Source organism: Micromonospora halophytica, assembly GCF_900090245.1.
Lineage (GTDB): Bacteria > Actinomycetota > Actinomycetes > Mycobacteriales > Micromonosporaceae > Micromonospora > Micromonospora halophytica.
On sequence record NZ_FMDN01000016.1, the window covers coordinates 127730 to 143580 of the forward strand.

Genomic DNA, 15851 nt, shown 5'->3' on the forward strand with positions numbered 1-15851 from the left:
CACCATGACTGCTCCTACCGCCGCCGGTTGCGCCGCTCCCGACCAGGCCGCTCCGCTGCCGGCCAGCCTGGACCTGGAGAAGGAAACCGTCATCACCGGTGTCGTCCGCTCCGACGCGGGCGAGACCGTGCCGGGCGCGTACGTCCGGCTGCTCGACTCCACCGGTGAGTTCACCGCCGAGGTGGTCACCTCCCCGGCCGGACAGTTCCGCTTCTTCGCCGCGCCGGGCAGCTGGACGCTGCGGGCGCTGTCCCGGCACGGCAACGGCGACACCGCCGTGACCGCCGCGCGCGGGATCAACGAGGTCTCGGTGACGGTCGCCGCCTGATCCACGCTCTGATCGGCCCGGGGCCGGTCACCTTCCGAGGGTGACCAGCCCCGGGCCGTGCGTGCTAACGGAGGACTGGTGGCGGGGCGGCGTCCCCCTTGCCGAGCCAGTGGTCGGGGTCGACGGGGCGGCGCAACTCGTTGGTGTCGGCGGCAGCGGTTGGTCGGTCGAACGGGTGCACCCTGTCGAGTTCCTGGTTGAGAACCCGGATCCGCCCCTCCAGCAGTCCGATTGTTTCCAGTAGGCCGCGCCGTTCGTTCTCGGCCTGCTCGCGTAGTTCGCTGAGTTGCCGCAGGTGGAGGCTGGCGCGGGCCTCCGCCTCGTCGCGTTCCTGGACCAGCGTCTCGCGTCGCCGGAGCAGGTCCTCATTCTCATCGAGAAGCATGGTGATCCTGCTGTCGATCCGATCTCCCTCGGCGCGGCGCTCGGCGGCGTCCTGCTCCAACCGCTCGGTCACCGTCTCCACGTGGCGCAGGAAGACGCGCTGCGACGTCTCGGCCTCCTGCCGGAACTCCGCCAGCTTCTTCTGGAGCGCGTCGGTCTCGTGCCGGAGTTCGATGATCTGCTGCCGATGGTCGGCGAGTTGCTGCTGGGCCAGATCACGTTCCCGTTCGAGTAGGGCGATCCGGGACTGGTCATCCGGAGCGTCTCCCGATGAGAGCAACTCATCGCGGATAACATTCCCATCGACGACAATCCTGCCGCAGTATCCGGGCGGAGGACTGCCTCCGCGATCGCGCCACCAGAGTCCAGCCAGGTTCTCCAGCGTGGCGTCGTGGCGGTCTGCGGGCAGGCATACCACGACCGCCCGGTGGACGAGTCGCCACGAGATCCGCCCGTTCGGCCTCAGTTCGTCGAGAGCCCGCCGATAGCTGTCGTCATCCGGGAGGGTCGCATCGACCTCGGCCTTGTCGCAGAAGGCCTTGAACGCGCCGCGCTTGCCGCCGTGCCACTGGAAGATCAGCTCGCGGGTCAGGTGCTGTACCTCGTCCACGCCGTCATTCTGTCGGAGTGATCACCGCATCGCAGGCCCGCGCCACGCCGTCTGTCCCTGATGGACGGCCGAATTCCGATCTTCGTCCAGATCAGACTTCCGGTGCCCCGGAACAACGCGGAAAAGCCGATTCCGTGCGACGAAGGCGGGTGTGATGCACACCACTCTTCGCCATCCTGTTCTGCTCCGTCCGACATTGTCCTGAGCGCTGAGCTGCCCCTACGACACGCTCTTGCTGCCTTGTTCCGACTCCCCGGAACAAGACGTCCGAACGAGATTCTTTTCGAATTTCGGAACGTCTTCCACGCTGCTTCGATCGTCGAACGACGCGTGCCCCCGTACGCGTCGGACGGCCGGTCACCGGCCTCGAGCCAGGGGAGGAACATCATGCCGACTGTCGAGAGCTTCGTCGACGACCGGGATCTCCCGGTGCTGCTGCTGGTGCTGGCCGTGTTGCTCGGGTGGGGGCTGTTCACGCGCTGGCGTCGCCACACCCGGGATCTCGCAGAGCTGAGGATGGTCGGTGACGCCGCCGCGCCTCGCACGTTGTTCCAACTCCTCACCTGGACGCTGGCCTCCGACGGCCGAACCGCCCGGCTGGTCGTTCTGCTGCTGGTCGTGCTCCTGCTGGTCACCTTCAACGACGGTCTGGCCCGGGCGGTGGAGGTGTTCATGGTCCGCTGATCCGTCCCCCGGTGGTCGTCCCCCGGACGGGCGGCGACCACCGGGCAGGTCGACCCTGCGGAGACGGCCGGCGGACGGCGCGTGACACCATGGGCGGGTGAGCGGTGCAGTCCAGGCGGGGTGGGCCCCGCCGAGTGGTCCCCCCGAGCCGGCCCCCCGCAGCGGGTGGCCGCGTTGGCTGCTGGTCGTGACCGTGCTCTGGACGCTGCTGCTCGGCGTGCTGACCTGGTGGTCGGCGCGGACCGACGCGCCGACCGTGCGCGAGCAGCGCACCCTGGGCCAGGCCCTCCCGGTGGTCCAGCGCTCGGTCGGGCAGCTCGTCGCCGCCGTCGGCGACGGCGCCTGGGCGATGACCGGGCAACGGGTCGAGCGGGGCTGCCGGGTCACCCCGATGGACGACGGCGCCGAGCTGACCCGGGGCGTCGACGTGCTGGTGGCCGAGGGCGGTGAGCGGGCGCTGTTGGAGTCGGTCGCCGACCGGCTGCCCGAGGACTGGCGGGCCGGGGTACGGGTCAGCTCGGAGGGCCCCCGCCTGCGCGCCGACGCGGGCGAGTTCGTGCTGGTCGAGGGGCGGGTCGTCACCCCTGGACGGGTCCGGTTCGGCGTGCAGACCGGCTGCCGTCCGCTGGATGACGTGGCGCTCGCCGACCTGCTGCCGGGGAACCCCGGCGAACCCGCGTTGGACGAGGCGCTGCGCGCGTTGGGTCGTCCGGCCGACGACGCGGTCGAGCAGGTCGTCGCCCCCTGCCCCGGCGGCGGGACCGCGCGGACCAGGTGGGTCGAGGCCGGCCCCGCGCCGATGTCGCTGGCCGGGCTGACGCCGCTGGCCGCCGGTGCCGCGCTGGTCGATACCCCCGAGGTGTACGCCTGGCGGCGTGGCCCGGTCGTCGTCCTGGCCGACGCGACCGGTGAGCGGGTACGCCTGGCCGCCTCCACCGGCTGCTCCTGAACGCGGACGGACCGGGGGTCAGTGGCCCCGCACGTTGTCCTCGGCGGTCCGGCTGCGGCCCAGGGCGTCGACCTTGCCCCAGCGGCCGGGGATGTCGAGCAGCTCCACCCGGCCCATGCCCGCCGGCACCGCCGGGTCGATGATCAGGTGCTCGCCCTGCGGTTCCAGACCCAGTAGCACCCGGAGCAGCAGCAGGGGCGTCCCCGCCGACCAGGCCTGTGGACTGCACGCCGTCGGGTACTGCACCGGGTATTCGGTGAGGCTGCGGTCGTAGCCGGCGAACGCCTCCGGGAGCCGGCCGTCGAAGTAGCGGGAGGCACTGAAGATGCTCTCGCAGATCTGCCCGGCCTCCTCCCGGAAACCGTAGCGGGCCAGCCCCCAGGCGATGAACGAGTTGTCGAAGGGCCAGACCGTCCCGACGTGGTAGCCGACCGGGTTGTACCGCCCCTGTCCGGTGGCGAGGGTACGGACGCCCCAGCCGGAGAAGAGCCGGGGGCCGAGCAGGTGATTGGCGACCCGCTCGGCCCGGGTGTCGTCGACGATGCCGCTCCACAGCAGGTGCCCGATGTTGGAGGAGAGGGCGTCCACCTGCCGCCCGTCCGGGTCGAGGGCGAGCGCGTAGTGGTCCCGCTCCGTGATCCAGAAGTCCCGGTTGAAGCGCTCCTTGAGCAGCGCGGCCTCCCGCTCCAGCCGGTCCGCGTACACGGGGTCGTTCCAGAACAGCCGGGCCATCCGGGCGCCACGCAGCTTCGCGTCGTACGCGTACCCCTGGAGTTCGCAGGTGGCCCGGGGGAAGCCGGGCAGCCGGCCGTCGGCGTACGAGATGGAGTCCCAGGAGTCCTTCCAGCACTGGTTCTCCAGGCCGGTCTCCGGGTTGCGGGTCTGGTACCAGAGGTACCCGGTGCCGAGCAGATCGCCGTAGGTGTCGATCCAGTTCAGCGCGGCCCGCGCGGCGAACTCCAGCTGCTTCACCAGTTGGGCGTCGCCGGTCCAGCGCTCGTACTCGTCGAGCAGGACGACGAAGAGCGGCGTCGAGTCGGCCGACCCGTAGTACGGGGAGTGCGGCTGCTCCTCGAAGCCGGCGGTCTCGCCGTACCGCAGCTCGTGCAGGATCTTGCCGGGCTCCTCGTCGCGGAAGTCGTCGAGGCGGTACCCCTGGAGGCCGGCGAGCACCTTGATGGTCGGCGGCACCAGTTCGGGCAGGAAGGGCAGCACCTGGAGCGAGGTCAGGATGCTGTCCCGGCCGAACAGGGTCATGAACCACGGCAGGCCGGCGGCGAGCAGCCGTACGCCGAGCGCGATCGACTCGTACCGCAGGGCGCCCAGGTCGTTGAGGCTCTGGTGGTACGCCCCGGCCAGCGGCTCGCAGTCGCAGCCCAGCTTCGGCGCCCTGTCGAGCAGTTGCTGCTGCTCGATCCGGATCGCCTCGGGGCTGCGGGTGCCGCCGAGAGGGGTGGTGGCCCGGATGTCCTCGCCCCGGGCACCGAAGATCATCGTCGCAACGTGCAGCCGGGTGCTCCACTCCTGGTGCGCGCCGACCGTGATCGACCAGGTCATTCCGCCCTGGTCGACCTGTGCCGGCGCGGTGCTGGTGATCACCGCCTCCCGGTGGAAGGCGTCCCGCCGGTAGGTCAGCCGCAGTTCGTTCTCCCCGGCGATCGCCGTGGTGGCACCCTTCTTCCGCCCCTTGTGCTTGATCTCGAACAGGTCGGCGAAGTCGGAGCCCATGTCCATCCGGACGGTGAACTGCATCTCCCGTCCGGAGTGGTTGAGCACGGTCAGTTCCTCGCCGAGGCTGCCGCCGATCGCCCGGTTGCGGATGACCGACACCTTGGCGTCGAGGTAGTGGGTGGGCTCGCCGGGGACGAGGAAGTACCGGGTCCGGAAGGACTGCGCGTCGTCGATGGAGAGGGCGTGCAGCCGTTCGCCGTCCAGGGTGAGCAGCCAGGTGGAGAGGAACCGGGTGTCGAACGAGAAGAGCCCGGTGGGAAAGTCGTACGACGGCTCGACGTCCCCCCGCCGGTCGCTGACCAGGAAGGTGTTGCCGTCGAGGATGCTCACCAGTTGCTTCATCATGGTCGTCGGACCTGTTCCCGGGCGATCTTCCGAGGGTCGCGCACGCCGGGCCGGTTGGGGAAGAACCGCCGGAAGACGAGGAGGAGCATGACGTTGCCGCTGTAGGTGGTCTCGTTGCGCAGGACCGCGGAGAGACTCTGCGCATGTCCGGTGACCAGCCGTGCGAAGAGTTCGGCGCTGCTGTTCCAGATCGCGTCGGCCGGGCCGCGCGCCCGGGTGACGGCGGCTTCGCCGGGGCCGAGCTCGACCAGCCAGTGGTCGGTGCGGTTGCCGGTGGTGAGGTCGATCTGGAGGGTCCCGCTGACCGGGGCGCGTAGGACCGCCGGGGCGCGCGCCGGCAGCGATGCGAAGAACTGCTCGATCGCCTGGTCCACATCCGAATGGTAGGCAGTTGACCGACATGTCGGGTCGGTATCGGCAGGCCGCGCGCTGCGGATTCGGCAGGGCGCGCCCGGTCAGTAGACCAGCGCCCGCGCCCCCTCGGCCATCGTCTCCTCGACGAACACGGCCGCGCCGGCGATGCGTACGCCGGGGAGCACGTCGCCCGGGCCGATGTCCCGGCGGGCGGCGCACTGGGTGCAGGCGGTCACCCGGCCGGTGGTCAGGATGACGTGCAGCAGCTCGGCCAGCGGCGCCGAGTGCGGCAGGGCGAACTGCTCCGCCCGGCCGGGGAGCGCGAACCAGGTCGACTCGCCGGTCAGCCAGAGCGACACCTCCACCCCGGCTGCCGCGGCGGTGGCGGCGACGGTGAAGGCCTGGGCGCACCGCTCGGGCGCGTCCGCCCCGGCGGTGGCCTTGACGACGAGAGTGCGAGCCATGGCAGCCAGCATAGGATGACCATGATGGTTACCGAGATCGGGTTCGTCAGCCTGCTGGTCGCGGGTCTCGGCGGGCTCGCCGGCGGCCTGGTCTACCTGGCGGTACGCATATCGAGAGGACATTGGTGAGCGCGAGGAGCGAGCCGGGTCTGCGAGCCCCGCAGTCGCGAACGGAGGTGGCGCGGTGAGCGCGAGGAGCGAGCCGGGTCTGCGAGCCCCGCAGTCGCGAACGGAGAAGGGCGGAGTGAGCGGTGAGCGATGAGAACCCGCTGCAACCGCCGTGGCTGAACGCGCCGCCGGTCGGGGAGTACCCGTACGAGGAGAGCCACGACCTGCGGGTCGGGCCGAAGCTGCACCCGACGCTGGACGGCCTGCTGCCGTACGTCGGGGTGTGGCGCGGTCGGGGCCGGGGCGGTTTCCCCACCATCGAGGACTTCGACTTCGCACAGGAGATCCGGATCAGCCATGACGGCCGTCCGTTCCTGTTCTACGAGTCCCGCGCCTGGCTGCTCGACGAGCAGAGCCGGCCGGTGCGCCCGGCCGGGCGTGAGGTGGGCTGGTGGCGTCCGGTGCTCAACGGTGACCGGGCCACCGACGAGTTGGAGGCCCTGATGACGACTCCGACCGGGATCATGGAGCTGCACATCGGCAAGCGCAAGGGCACCCAGATCGAGTTCGCCACCGACGCGGTGCTGCGTACCGCCACCGCCAAGGAGGTGACCGCCGGTGCCCGCCTGTTCGGCATCGTCGAGGGTGCGCTGCTCTACGCCCAGGAGATGGCCGGCATGGGTCACGCCCTCAGCCCGCACCTCTCCGCCCGCCTCATCCGGGTAGCCGGCTGACCCACCCCACCGCCCCCGACACCGCCCCCTTGATCAACGCCCAGGGGCGGTGAGGGGTGGTCGGGGGAGGGGGTGGGACAGGAGGGTCTGGAGTCGCTCCGTGTGGGGGCTGCGGGCGAGTCGGGTGGTGTCGAGGGTGCGGACCTCGACCAGGCCACGTACGGACGAGGTGAACCAGACCCCGTCGGCGGCGGCCAGTCGTTGCGGGGTCGCCATGCGTTCGTCGGCGGCGAGGCCGACGTCGGCGGCGTGGGCGAGGAGCCAGGCGCAGGTGGTGCCGGGGAGGATCCCCGTCGCCCCGGCCGGCACGGTGCAGAGCGTCCCACCCTCCAGCCAGACCACGTTCGCGCTCGGCCCTTCCAGCACGTACCCGTCGCTGGAGACCCAGAGCACCTCGTCCACACCGTTGCGGGCCGCCCAGCGTCGGGCCGCGGCGTTCACGGCGTACGAGGTCGACTTGATCCCGGCGGGCAGCCAGTCCAGTTCGGGGCGGGCTGTGGCCGGGACCCCGAGGGAGAGGCTGACCGCCGTGACGCCTTCCCGCCGGGCCCGCCTGGAGGCGGCCGGCACCTCGGCGAGGGTGGCGTAGACCGTCGGCAGTCCGCCGCCCTCCGGGCCGCGTGTGCAGACCAGCCGCAGCGCCCCCTCCACCTGCGCCGGCCACCCGGCGGCCACCGTGTTCAGGAGTTCGACCAGGGCGTCCTCCGGCGGCAGCGGCAGCTCGACGGCGGCGGCACCGGCCCGCAGCCGGGCCAGGTGCGCGTCCGGCAGCCAGGGCCGGCCACCGCGCAGGTGCATCGTCTCGAACAGGCCGTCGCCGTGCAGCACACCGAGGTCGTCGCCGCGTAGCGCCGGTTCTCCGGCCGGTACGACACCCCGGCCCAGCACGGCGATCCTCGGTGCCTCCATGGCCGTCCAGCCTAGTGACCGGCCGGCTGGCCGCCGTACGGGCGTGCGGCGGGCCTCGGGCGGGTGTCGAGTCCCTCACCGCCGGCGACGGTCGGCCGGGGCGGCGGGTGGCCGAACTATGATCTAACGGTGTCCGAATCCTCCCTCGCGGAAATGCTCCGCTCCCGTGGGCTGCGGCTGACGGCCCAGCGGCAGCTGGTGCTCCAGGCCGTGCTGGACCTGGGGCACGCCACGCCGGAGCAGGTGCACACGGCGGTCCGCGAGGTCGCCGCCGGGGTCAACATCACCACCATCTACCGCACCCTGGAGCTGCTGGAGCGGCTCGGGCTGGTGACTCACACCCACCTGTCGCACGGGGCGCCGACCTACCACGCCGCCGGTGAGCACCAGCACGTCCACCTGGTCTGCCGGGAGTGCGGAGCGATCGACGAGATCGACCCGGAGCTGATGCGCCCGCTCGCCGACCGGCTGGCGACCGAGCGCGGGTTCCGGGTGGACATCGGGCACGTGGCGCTCTTCGGCGTCTGCGGCAACTGCGAGGACGGGGAACCGAAATGATCGACATCGCGGGAGCGGTGGCCGTCGAGGCGATCGACGAGGCCAGCCGGGACCAGCCGGACCCGGAGCACCGGGCGGCCGGGGTCCGGGGGGTGGCCGCGCACTACGGCGACCCGATGCGTGAGCAGCGCACCCTGGAGACCGCCGTCGCCCTGGTGGACCGGTCGCACCGGGGCGTCGTGGCGGTGCCCGGCGAGGAGCGGATCGGGTGGCTGCACACCCTGACCAGTCAGCACCTGGCGACGCTGCGGCCCTGGCAGGGGACCGAGCTGCTGGTGCTCAGCCCGCACGGCCACGTCGAGCAGCACGCGATGGTCGCCGAGGACGGCGAGACCACCTGGCTCGACACCGAGCCGGGCATGACCGGCGGGCTGTTGTCGTACCTGGAGAAGATGCGGTTCTTCAGCAGGGTGGAGCCGCGTGACGCCACCGCCGACCACGCGCTGCTCTCGCTGGTCGGCCCGGAGGCCGTCGAGGCCGTCGGGGCGCTCGGCGTGACCGGGCTGGCCGAGCCCGACGCGGTCGCGGTGCCGGGTCCGAAGTTCCGTGCCGGCGAGCTGCCGCCCCGGCCCACCGTCGTGTACGACGTGAAGCCGCTGCCCGCCGGCGGCTGGGCCCGCCGGGGCCCGCTCGGGGTGGACCTGCTGGTGCCCCGGCCGGCCATGGACCGGGTCGTCGCCGAGGTGCGCGGCAACGGGGTGCCGGTGGCCGGGCTGTGGGCGTACGAGGCGGTGCGGGTGGCCGCCCGGCGGCCCCGGGCCGGGGTGGACACCGACCACCGGACCATCCCCGCCGAGGTGGGCCTGATCGGCTCGGCGGTGCATCTGGACAAGGGGTGCTACCGCGGTCAGGAGACGGTGGCCCGGGTGCACAACATGGGCAGGCCGCCCCGCCGCCTCGTCCTGCTGCACCTGGACGGGGTCACCACCGACCAGCCACCGGCCGCCGGCACGCCGGTCACGCTCGACGGCCGGGCGGTCGGCTTCGTCGGCACCGCCGTGCACCACCACGAGTTGGGTCAGGTCGCCCTCGCCGTGGTCAAGCGCAACGTCGCCGACGACTCCCGGCTGCTGGTGGGGGAGAGCGCCGCCGCGATCGACCCGGCGTAAGGGTGCCGGGTCATCGCACATCTCGCAGGAAGGTTTCCGCTGCGGCAACACGACACGCGCGGTTCTTCCGTCGTAGCGCGATCCGGGCGTCGACTCGGCGGCGGGTGGGCGTCTAGGATCCGGGCATGACGACAGGGACGTTGATCACGGTTGCCCCCACCGGCGCGGAGTCGGCCAAGGCGGAGGTGCCGGCGCTGCCGGTGACCCTCGACGAGCTGCTGCTGACCGCCAAGGAGTGCGAGGCGCTCGGCGCCGCCGTGATCCACGTCCACATCCGCGACGACGACGCGAAGCCGACCCTGGACCAGGGCCGGCTGCGGGAGACCGTGGCCGCGCTGCGGGAGAGCACCGACCTGATCGTGCAGCTCTCCTCCGGCGGCGCGGTCACCGACCCGGAGTCCGACCGGCTCGCGGTGCTCGACGCCGCACCTGACATGGCCTCGTGCACCATGGGCACGGTCAACTTCGGCGACGACGTCTTCCTCAACCGCTGGGAGTTCATCGTCGACCTGCACACCCGGATGCAGGAGCGCGGTGTCGTGCCGGAGTACGAGATCTTCGACCTCGGTCACCTCACCGCCCTCCAGCGGCTGCTCGGCAAGTACGGCCTGCCGCACGGCGGCCATGTGCACGTCGACTTCGTGATGGGCGTGCCGGGCGGGATGCCGGGCACCACCGCCACCCTGGTCGCCGCCCAGCAGATGCTGCGTGACCTGCCCGAGGGCACCACCTTCTCGGCCACCGGCATCGGCCGCAGCACCATTGCGGTGATGCTGGCCTCGCTCTCGGCCGGCGGCCACCTGCGCGTCGGCATGGAGGACACCGTCACGTACGCCAAGGGGCGTCCGGTGGAGTCCAACATGCAGCTCGTCGCCCGCGCGGTCGGCTTCGCCCAGCTCGCCCAGCGTCCGCCGCTGACCACCGCCGAGGCCCGGCAGCTCCTCGGCCTGTAAGGCCGCCATCGCCCACCACCCCTGTACGCGCCGGAACCGCGCCCCTGGTCACCCCGACGACGACCCGGTCGGGGGCGTCGGTACCGTCCACTTCGTGGGAAAGACGTACGAGGGTGGCGCGCCGCTCGCCGAGGTGGTCCGGTCCGGTTTCGTGGAGGGTGTCCACCGTGGCTCGGTGGTGGTGCTCGACGCCGCCGGCACGCCGGTGGCCGGGGCGGGGGACGTCACCTCGCCGGTCTTCCCGCGCTCGTCGAACAAGCCGATGCAGGCGGTGGGGATGCTCCGCGCCGGGCTGCCGCTGACCGAGCCGGCCGACATCGCGCTGGTCTCGGCCAGCCACGCGGGCGAGGAGTTCCACCTGGCCCGGGTCGGGGCGTTGCTGGCCGGCGCCGGGCTGGACGCCGACGCCCTGCACTGCCCGCCGGACCTGCCGTTCGGCGACGCCGCCCGGGCTGCGGTGCTGCGGGCCGGCGGTGGGCCGACGCGGACGCAGATGAACTGCTCCGGCAAGCACACCGGGATGCTGCTCACCTGCCTCGCCGCCGGTTGGCCGCTGGCCGGCTACTGGCGGCCGGAGCACCCGTTGCAGCAGCGGCTGACCGCCGCGATCGAGGAGTTCACCGGTGAGCGGGCGGCGGCCGTCGGGGTGGACGGCTGCGGCGCGCCGGTGCTCGCCGTCTCGCTGACCGGGCTGGCCCGGGCGTACCTGCGGTTGGTCTCCGCCGAGCCCGGCACGGTCGAGCGGACGGTCGCCGACGCGATGCGGGCGTACCCGGAGCTGGTGGGCGGGACCGAGGCGGACGACACCCGGCTGATGCGGGGCGTACCCGGGGCGCTGGCCAAGGTGGGCGCGGAGGGCGTGATCGCGGCGGTCGTGCCCGGCGTCGGCGCGGTCGCCCTGAAGATCGACGACGGCGCGGGCCGCGCCCGGATGCCGGTGCTGGTCTCCGGGCTGCGCCGGCTCGGCGTCGAGGCCCCGGTGCTCGTCGAGTACGCGGAGTCGCCGCTGCTCGGCGGCGGCCTGCCGGTGGGCGCGGTACGCCCCGTCTGGTGACCCGGGTCAGGGCAGGAAGTCCCGCAGGGCGGCGTTGACCGCCTCGGGGCGCTCCAGCGGCAGCAGGTGGGCCGCGTCCGGCACGTCGGGCAGGCGCACCGCGCCGGGCACCTCGGCGGCGATCCGGTCGGCGAGACGGGCGATGTCCCGGATGTCGGCCGCCCCGGCGGTGGCCAGCACCGGCAGCCGCAGCTCGCCGAGCTGCCCGATCGCCGGCGGGTCCAGTTCCTCGACCTCCACCGCGCTGAGCGCCACTTCGGCGGCGAGGGCGCGCTGGTCCATCTCCTCGGCGAACGCGATCAGCTCCGGGTCGACGTCCCCGGGCTCGCGGGCCGGGCCGACCACCCAGAACCGGACCTCACCGGCGGCGCTCGCCGCGAAGTCCTCCGGGTCGACCTCGCCGACCAGTTCCTCCCACAGCTGCTCGGTCTCCTCGGACCACTCGTTGCCGGAGACGGCCGTGCCGAACAGGGCGAGTGCCGACACCCGGGCGGGGTGGGTCAGCGCGGTGTCGATCGCCACCGCGCCGCCGAAGGAGCAGCCGACCAGGGCGGCCCGGTCGATGCCGAGCGCGTCCAGCAGCCCGACCACGTCGGCGTGGTGGGCGAACGGGGCCGGGGGCAGTTCGGAGTCGCCGTACCCGCGCAGGTCGAGGGCGATCACCCGGTGCCGCTCGGCGAGGGTGGCCACCTGCCCCCGCCACATCCGCCGGTCGGCGATTCCGGCGTGCAGCAGGACCACGGCACTGCCGCTGCCCAGGTCGTCGTACGCGAGCGACGCCCCGTTGATGTCGATCTTCGTCACGACGAGCAAGCTACGGACCGGACACCTGCTCCGCAACCGCACCCTGTGGCCTTGCTAACTGTGGCTAGCGCTTTGCTTGCTGGAGTTAGCAGTGCGGGCTACCGTTGGGGTATGGCCGCACCCAAGGACCTACCCGACGTCGGCGGATTCATCCGCGACCTGCGCCGGAACGCCAAGATCTCGCTGCGCCAGCTCGCCGAGCAGGCCGGGGTGAGCAACCCCTACCTCAGCCAGATCGAGCGTGGGCTGCGCAAGCCCAGCGCCGAGGTGCTCCAGCAGCTCGCCAGCGCGTTGCGGGTCTCCACGCCCGCGATGTACCTGCGGGCCGGGCTGCTCGACGACAAGGAGGGGCAGGGGGTGCTCGCGGCGATCGCCGTCGACCCCGACCTGACGATGGCGCAGAAGCAGTCGCTGAGCCAGATCTACGAGACCTTCCGCCGGGAGAACCTCCGGCTCGCCGAGGCCACCGCAGCGGCCGGGCAGGACACCACCCCGACCACTGCGCCGACCGCGCCGGAGGCGCCGACCGAGGCGGCGGCCACCGCCACACCGGCCACCACCGGCCCGACCACGCCGGAGGGCACCCCGACCGAGGCCGTCCTCGAGTCGGTGGCCGTCACCGAGGCGGGCCCGGCGCCCGCACCCACCACCAGCGTCCGCACCAGCAAGGCCGCCCCGAAGGCGGCCCGGAAGGCCGCCGGAGCGGCCGAGGAGGAACAGTCATGACCCAGCCGAAGACCAACCGCATCCCGGCCCCGCTCTACGCCGCCGCCGGCGCCGGCGAACTGGCGTACCAGCAGCTGCGCAAGCTCCCCACCGTGGTGACCGAGCTGCGCGACAAGGTCGTCACCGACGGCACCAAGGTCGTCACCGAGCTCGGCGGCAAGGCCGTCGTCACCGGTGTCGAGCTGCGCCAGAAGGCCACCGAGACCTTCCGGACCGCCAACCAGACCGCGACCGGCCTGCGTGAGAAGGCCGTCCCGGCCGACCTCGACCTGGACAGGCTGCGCGAGGCCGCCACCCGCAACGCCGCCGCCGTGCTGGCCGGTGCGCACGCCGCCCAGGAGCGGGCGCTGGCCGCGTACGGCGCGCTGATCGCCCGGGGCGAGCGCGTCGTCGGCGCCGGCGTGCTGGAGGCCGCCGACACCGTCAACGCCGACATCGAGGCGACCGACGCCACCGTCGGTGCCGAGGTGAAGACCGTGCCGGCCGAGACCCCGGTCGCGAAGACCGAGGTGGTCCCCACCCCGGTCGCGAAGACCGAGGTCCCCACCCCGGCCGAGGTGGCCGAGGTCGTCGAGGCCAAGCCGGCCGCGGCGAAGGTGACCCGCCCGCGGGCCACCCGGGCCGCCGCCAAGCCGGCCACCACCCCGTCGGCCAAGCTGCCGAAGGCCACGAAGCGGACCCGTCCGGCCGCCGAGTAAGGATCCGACGCCGGTACGACCCCGGAAGCGTCCTGTGGGACGTTTCCGGGGTCGTCGGCATATGCTGGCCGTCATGGCCATCGCCGCGCCGATCTTCGTCTTCTACGTCGTCTCCGTGATCAGCCTGATCCTGCTCGTCTTCGCGCTGATCGTGCAGGGCGTCGCCCTGGTGCACGCGATCACCCAGCGGGGTGACGCGTTCCCGGCGATCGGCACCCTGCCCAAGGGCGGCTGGGTCGCCATCCTGGCGGTCTGCCTGGTGCTCACCCTGCTCTTCCGCGGCGCGCTCAACATCTTCGGGCTGATCGGCATCGCGGCGGGACTGATCTACCTGCTCGACGTCCGGGTCGGGCTGCGCGACCTGCACGACGGCAAAGGGTTCTGGTGAGGGGCTTCCGCTGGCCCCCGCCACCGGACGGCGGCCCCCGCACCTGGGGGCCCGGCCCCGGCGCACCCCGTACCGGGCGGCCCGCGCTGCCCGAACCGGAGACCGAACTGGTCGCCACGCCGCACGGCGTACGGCTGGAACGGCTGGTCACCGGCGCCGGTGACCCGGTCACCGTCTTCGCGCACGGGCTGGGCAACGGCATCGCCACCACCCGCCCCTTCGGCAGCGCGGTCACCGGGCGCCGGGTCTTCTTCCAGTTCCGTGGGCACGGCCGCTCCGACGCGCCGCCCGGCCCGTGGACGTACCTCGACCTCGCCCGTGACCTTCGGGCGGTGGCCGACCTCGGCGGGGCGACCCGCGCCTTCGGGGCCAGCCTCGGCGCCGGCGCGCTCTGCCGGCTGCTGGCCGACAGCCCGGACCGCTTCGAGAGGCTGGTCTTCTTCCTGCCTGCCGTGCTGGACACCCCACGCGGCCCCGACGCCCGGCAGCGGCTGACCGACCTGCTGGACGCGGTGTCCGGTCAGGACGCCTCCGCCGTCGCCGAGGTGGTCTCGCTGGAACTGCCACCGGCGGTGCGCAACACCCCGGCCGGCTGGGCGTACCTGCGGCAGCGGCTGGACCAGCTGCTCCGCGACGGGCTCGCCCCCGGGCTGGCCGACCTGCCGGAGCAGGTTCCGCTGGGCGACGTCTCGGCGCTCGCCGCGGTCACCGCCCCGGCGCTGGTGATCGGCTGCGTGGGCGACGACCTGCACCCGGCGCACGTCGCCGACGAACTGGCCGCCGCGCTGCCGCACGCCACCCTGCACGTGTACGACCGACCGGGCTTCGCCTGGACCGAACGCGCCGACCTGCGGGAGCGGATCTCGACGTTCCTCAACGGGTAACGTCAGCTGCCATGGGCGTCACACACCACGGTCGTACCCATCGCCTGGATCTCGCCGACCCCACGCTGCGGGAATGGGAGTGCACGGTGCTGGCCGCCGACGAGCAGGGCATCGTGCTGGACCGGTCGGCGTTCTACCCGGGTGGCGGTGGCCAGCCTCCGGACCACGGCGTCCTGCTCTGGCAGGGTGTGCAGACCCGGATCGTGGGCACCCGCAAGGGCGACGACCTCTACCTGATCCCCGCCGAGGGTGACCCGGTGCCGCCGCCCGGTACGCCGGTCACCGGCGCGGTGGCCGACGAGCGGCGGACCCGGCTGATGCGTACCCACTCCGGGCTGCACGTGCTCTGCGGGGTGGTGTTCCGCGACTTCGGGGCACTGGTCACCGGCGGGAACATGGAGCCGGGCGAGGCCCGGATGGACTTCAACCTCCCCGAGGTGCCGCCGGACTTCAAGAGCCGGATCGAGGAACTGGTCAACGCCGAGGTGGCCGCCGACCGGGCGGTCGCCGTCCGGGTGCTGCCCCGGGCGGAGGCGCTGGCCCTGCCGGACATCATCCGTACCCAGTCCAACCTGATCCCGCCGGACGAGCAGGAGGTCCGGATCGTCGACATCGTCGGGCTGGACGTGCAGGCCGACGGCGGCACCCACGTGGCCTCCACCGCGCAGATCGGCAAGGTCCAGGTGGTCAAGGTGGAGAGCAAGGGTCGGGCCAACCGTCGGGTCCGGGTCCGGATCGTCGACTAGGCCGCGTTTCATAAGCGGGGTAGCCACTCGTTGATCATGGAGATGTGCACGGTGGCTTCATAGCGGACAGCGAGTTTGTCGTAGCGGGTCGCCAGGGCGCGGTTGCGTTTGAGCCGGTTGATGCCGCATTCCACGGCGTGACGCTGCTTGTAGGCGACGGGGTCGAACGTGGGTGGTCGGCCGCCCTTCGACCCCTTCTTGCGCCGGTTGGCGGCCTGGTCGGCCTTGATCGGGATGGTGGCCTTGATACCGCGCCGACGCACGTGGTCACGGTTGGCCTTCGAGCTGTACGCCTTGTCAGCCAGGACCCGATCGGGTCGGGTGCGGGGCC

General features: G+C 72.6%; 21 protein-coding genes. 14 read left to right on the forward strand and 7 right to left on the reverse strand.

Annotation, left to right across the window (positions count from 1 at the left end):
• Nucleotides 1-4 precede the first annotated feature (4 nt).
• Entirely contained in the window at nucleotides 5-328 is a 324-nt protein-coding gene (locus GA0070560_RS20045) for a DUF1416 domain-containing protein (RefSeq protein WP_091300030.1), read from the forward strand.
• A 64-nt stretch (nucleotides 329-392) separates the two neighbouring features.
• Here GA0070560_RS20045 and GA0070560_RS20050 read toward each other — a convergent pair whose 3' ends face one another.
• Nucleotides 393-1322 carry a hypothetical protein gene (locus GA0070560_RS20050; protein WP_091300033.1) on the reverse strand — a complete coding sequence of 310 codons (930 nt, stop codon included), beginning with the start codon at nucleotides 1320-1322 and terminating at the stop codon, nucleotides 393-395.
• Nucleotides 1323-1709: 387 nt separating this feature from the next.
• On the opposite strand from GA0070560_RS20050, the gene GA0070560_RS20055 reads away from it, so the two are divergent.
• Nucleotides 1710-2006, forward strand: a complete 297-nt coding sequence (locus GA0070560_RS20055; RefSeq protein WP_091300037.1) for a hypothetical protein — start codon at nucleotides 1710-1712, stop codon at nucleotides 2004-2006.
• A 97-nt stretch (nucleotides 2007-2103) separates the two neighbouring features.
• Nucleotides 2104-2955: a hypothetical protein gene (locus tag GA0070560_RS20060; RefSeq protein ID WP_091300040.1), complete on the forward strand. Its 852-nt coding sequence runs from the start codon at nucleotides 2104-2106 to the stop codon at nucleotides 2953-2955.
• An 18-nt stretch (nucleotides 2956-2973) separates the two neighbouring features.
• On the opposite strand, the gene GA0070560_RS20065 is transcribed toward GA0070560_RS20060, so the two are convergent.
• The 3 genes from GA0070560_RS20065 to GA0070560_RS20075 all read right to left on the reverse strand — a co-directional run bounded on the left by GA0070560_RS20065 (nucleotide 2974) and on the right by GA0070560_RS20075 (nucleotide 5861).
• Entirely contained in the window at nucleotides 2974-5031 is a 2058-nt protein-coding gene (locus tag GA0070560_RS20065; RefSeq protein ID WP_425412682.1) for an amylo-alpha-1,6-glucosidase, read from the reverse strand.
• On the reverse strand, nucleotides 5028-5405 hold the full coding sequence (locus tag GA0070560_RS20070) for an SCP2 sterol-binding domain-containing protein (RefSeq protein WP_091300046.1): 378 nt from the start codon (nucleotides 5403-5405) through the stop codon (nucleotides 5028-5030). The genes GA0070560_RS20065 and GA0070560_RS20070 overlap by 4 nt, the downstream gene beginning before the upstream one ends.
• Nucleotides 5406-5486: 81 nt before the next feature.
• Nucleotides 5487-5861, reverse strand: a complete 375-nt coding sequence (locus GA0070560_RS20075) for a DsrE family protein (RefSeq protein ID WP_091300049.1) — start codon at nucleotides 5859-5861, stop codon at nucleotides 5487-5489.
• Between the two features lie 12 nt (nucleotides 5862-5873).
• Between GA0070560_RS20075 and mtfM the strand changes: the two genes are divergently transcribed.
• Complete coding sequence (gene mtfM, locus GA0070560_RS29820; protein ID WP_268957899.1) at nucleotides 5874-5978, forward strand: small membrane protein MtfM; 105 nt, start codon at nucleotides 5874-5876, stop codon at nucleotides 5976-5978.
• 122 nt (nucleotides 5979-6100) lie between these two features.
• Nucleotides 6101-6691 (forward strand): heme-binding beta-barrel domain-containing protein, encoded by a 591-nt coding sequence (locus tag GA0070560_RS20080; RefSeq protein WP_091300052.1) that lies wholly within the window; start codon nucleotides 6101-6103, stop codon nucleotides 6689-6691.
• A 33-nt stretch (nucleotides 6692-6724) separates the two neighbouring features.
• On the opposite strand, the gene GA0070560_RS20085 is transcribed toward GA0070560_RS20080, so the two are convergent.
• On the reverse strand, nucleotides 6725-7600 hold the full coding sequence (locus tag GA0070560_RS20085; protein WP_091300056.1) for an aminotransferase class IV: 876 nt from the start codon (nucleotides 7598-7600) through the stop codon (nucleotides 6725-6727).
• 153 nt (nucleotides 7601-7753) lie between these two features.
• On the opposite strand from GA0070560_RS20085, the gene GA0070560_RS20090 reads away from it, so the two are divergent.
• From GA0070560_RS20090 to GA0070560_RS20105, 4 genes are all read left to right on the forward strand, one after another.
• Nucleotides 7754-8158 (forward strand): Fur family transcriptional regulator, encoded by a 405-nt coding sequence (locus tag GA0070560_RS20090; protein ID WP_091300059.1) that lies wholly within the window; start codon nucleotides 7754-7756, stop codon nucleotides 8156-8158.
• Nucleotides 8155-9267, forward strand: coding sequence for a CAF17-like 4Fe-4S cluster assembly/insertion protein YgfZ (gene ygfZ / locus GA0070560_RS20095; protein WP_091300063.1), 1113 nt, complete (start codon nucleotides 8155-8157; stop codon nucleotides 9265-9267). Before GA0070560_RS20090 ends, ygfZ begins: the two co-directional genes overlap by 4 nt.
• Before the next feature lie 125 nt (nucleotides 9268-9392).
• On the forward strand, nucleotides 9393-10220 hold the full coding sequence (locus tag GA0070560_RS20100; RefSeq protein ID WP_091300066.1) for a beta-keto acid cleavage family enzyme: 828 nt from the start codon (nucleotides 9393-9395) through the stop codon (nucleotides 10218-10220).
• 94 nt (nucleotides 10221-10314) lie between these two features.
• A complete protein-coding gene (locus GA0070560_RS20105; protein ID WP_091300069.1) occupies nucleotides 10315-11274 on the forward strand; it encodes an asparaginase in 960 nt (319 codons plus the stop codon).
• Between the two features lie 6 nt (nucleotides 11275-11280).
• Here the strand turns inward: GA0070560_RS20105 and GA0070560_RS20110 are convergent, their stop codons facing one another.
• Nucleotides 11281-12078 carry an alpha/beta fold hydrolase gene (locus GA0070560_RS20110; protein ID WP_091300074.1) on the reverse strand — a complete coding sequence of 266 codons (798 nt, stop codon included), beginning with the start codon at nucleotides 12076-12078 and terminating at the stop codon, nucleotides 11281-11283.
• 111 nt (nucleotides 12079-12189) lie between these two features.
• On the opposite strand from GA0070560_RS20110, the gene GA0070560_RS20115 reads away from it, so the two are divergent.
• The 5 genes from GA0070560_RS20115 to GA0070560_RS20135 all read left to right on the forward strand — a co-directional run bounded on the left by GA0070560_RS20115 (nucleotide 12190) and on the right by GA0070560_RS20135 (nucleotide 15520).
• On the forward strand, nucleotides 12190-12804 hold the full coding sequence (locus GA0070560_RS20115) for a helix-turn-helix domain-containing protein (protein ID WP_091300078.1): 615 nt from the start codon (nucleotides 12190-12192) through the stop codon (nucleotides 12802-12804).
• Entirely contained in the window at nucleotides 12801-13502 is a 702-nt protein-coding gene (locus GA0070560_RS20120) for a hypothetical protein (RefSeq protein ID WP_091300082.1), read from the forward strand. The genes GA0070560_RS20115 and GA0070560_RS20120 overlap by 4 nt, the downstream gene beginning before the upstream one ends.
• Before the next feature lie 73 nt (nucleotides 13503-13575).
• Complete coding sequence (locus tag GA0070560_RS20125; RefSeq protein ID WP_091300151.1) at nucleotides 13576-13890, forward strand: DUF2516 family protein; 315 nt, start codon at nucleotides 13576-13578, stop codon at nucleotides 13888-13890.
• A complete protein-coding gene (locus GA0070560_RS20130) occupies nucleotides 13887-14774 on the forward strand; it encodes an alpha/beta fold hydrolase (RefSeq protein WP_091300086.1) in 888 nt (295 codons plus the stop codon). Before GA0070560_RS20125 ends, GA0070560_RS20130 begins: the two co-directional genes overlap by 4 nt.
• 11 nt (nucleotides 14775-14785) lie before the next feature.
• Entirely contained in the window at nucleotides 14786-15520 is a 735-nt protein-coding gene (locus GA0070560_RS20135; protein WP_091300089.1) for an alanyl-tRNA editing protein, read from the forward strand.
• A gap of 8 nt (nucleotides 15521-15528) precedes the next feature.
• Here GA0070560_RS20135 and GA0070560_RS20140 read toward each other — a convergent pair.
• The coding region (locus tag GA0070560_RS20140) for a transposase (RefSeq protein WP_139131454.1) at nucleotides 15529-15851 on the reverse strand (323 nt) is incomplete at its 5' end.

Excerpts from the sequence above, each read along its gene's own strand:
- mtfM (WP_268957899.1), top strand. The coding sequence starts at position 5,874 with ATGGTTACCGAGATCGGGTTCGTCAGCCTGCTGGTCGCGGGTCTCGGC.
- GA0070560_RS20085 (WP_091300056.1), bottom strand. The coding sequence starts at position 7,600 with ATGGAGGCACCGAGGATCGCCGTGCTGGGCCGGGGTGTCGTACCGGCC.
- GA0070560_RS20065 (WP_425412682.1), bottom strand. The coding sequence starts at position 5,031 with ATGATGAAGCAACTGGTGAGCATCCTCGACGGCAACACCTTCCTGGTC.
- ygfZ (WP_091300063.1), top strand. The coding sequence starts at position 8,155 with ATGATCGACATCGCGGGAGCGGTGGCCGTCGAGGCGATCGACGAGGCC.
- GA0070560_RS20055 (WP_091300037.1), top strand. The coding sequence starts at position 1,710 with ATGCCGACTGTCGAGAGCTTCGTCGACGACCGGGATCTCCCGGTGCTG.
- GA0070560_RS20125 (WP_091300151.1), top strand. The coding sequence starts at position 13,576 with ATGGCCATCGCCGCGCCGATCTTCGTCTTCTACGTCGTCTCCGTGATC.
- GA0070560_RS20075 (WP_091300049.1), bottom strand. The coding sequence starts at position 5,861 with ATGCTGGCTGCCATGGCTCGCACTCTCGTCGTCAAGGCCACCGCCGGG.
- GA0070560_RS20135 (WP_091300089.1), top strand. The coding sequence starts at position 14,786 with ATGGGCGTCACACACCACGGTCGTACCCATCGCCTGGATCTCGCCGAC.
- GA0070560_RS20100 (WP_091300066.1), top strand. The coding sequence starts at position 9,393 with ATGACGACAGGGACGTTGATCACGGTTGCCCCCACCGGCGCGGAGTCG.
- GA0070560_RS20120 (WP_091300082.1), top strand. The coding sequence starts at position 12,801 with ATGACCCAGCCGAAGACCAACCGCATCCCGGCCCCGCTCTACGCCGCC.
- GA0070560_RS20090 (WP_091300059.1), top strand. The coding sequence starts at position 7,754 with ATGCTCCGCTCCCGTGGGCTGCGGCTGACGGCCCAGCGGCAGCTGGTG.
- GA0070560_RS20045 (WP_091300030.1), top strand. The coding sequence starts at position 5 with ATGACTGCTCCTACCGCCGCCGGTTGCGCCGCTCCCGACCAGGCCGCT.
- GA0070560_RS20115 (WP_091300078.1), top strand. The coding sequence starts at position 12,190 with ATGGCCGCACCCAAGGACCTACCCGACGTCGGCGGATTCATCCGCGAC.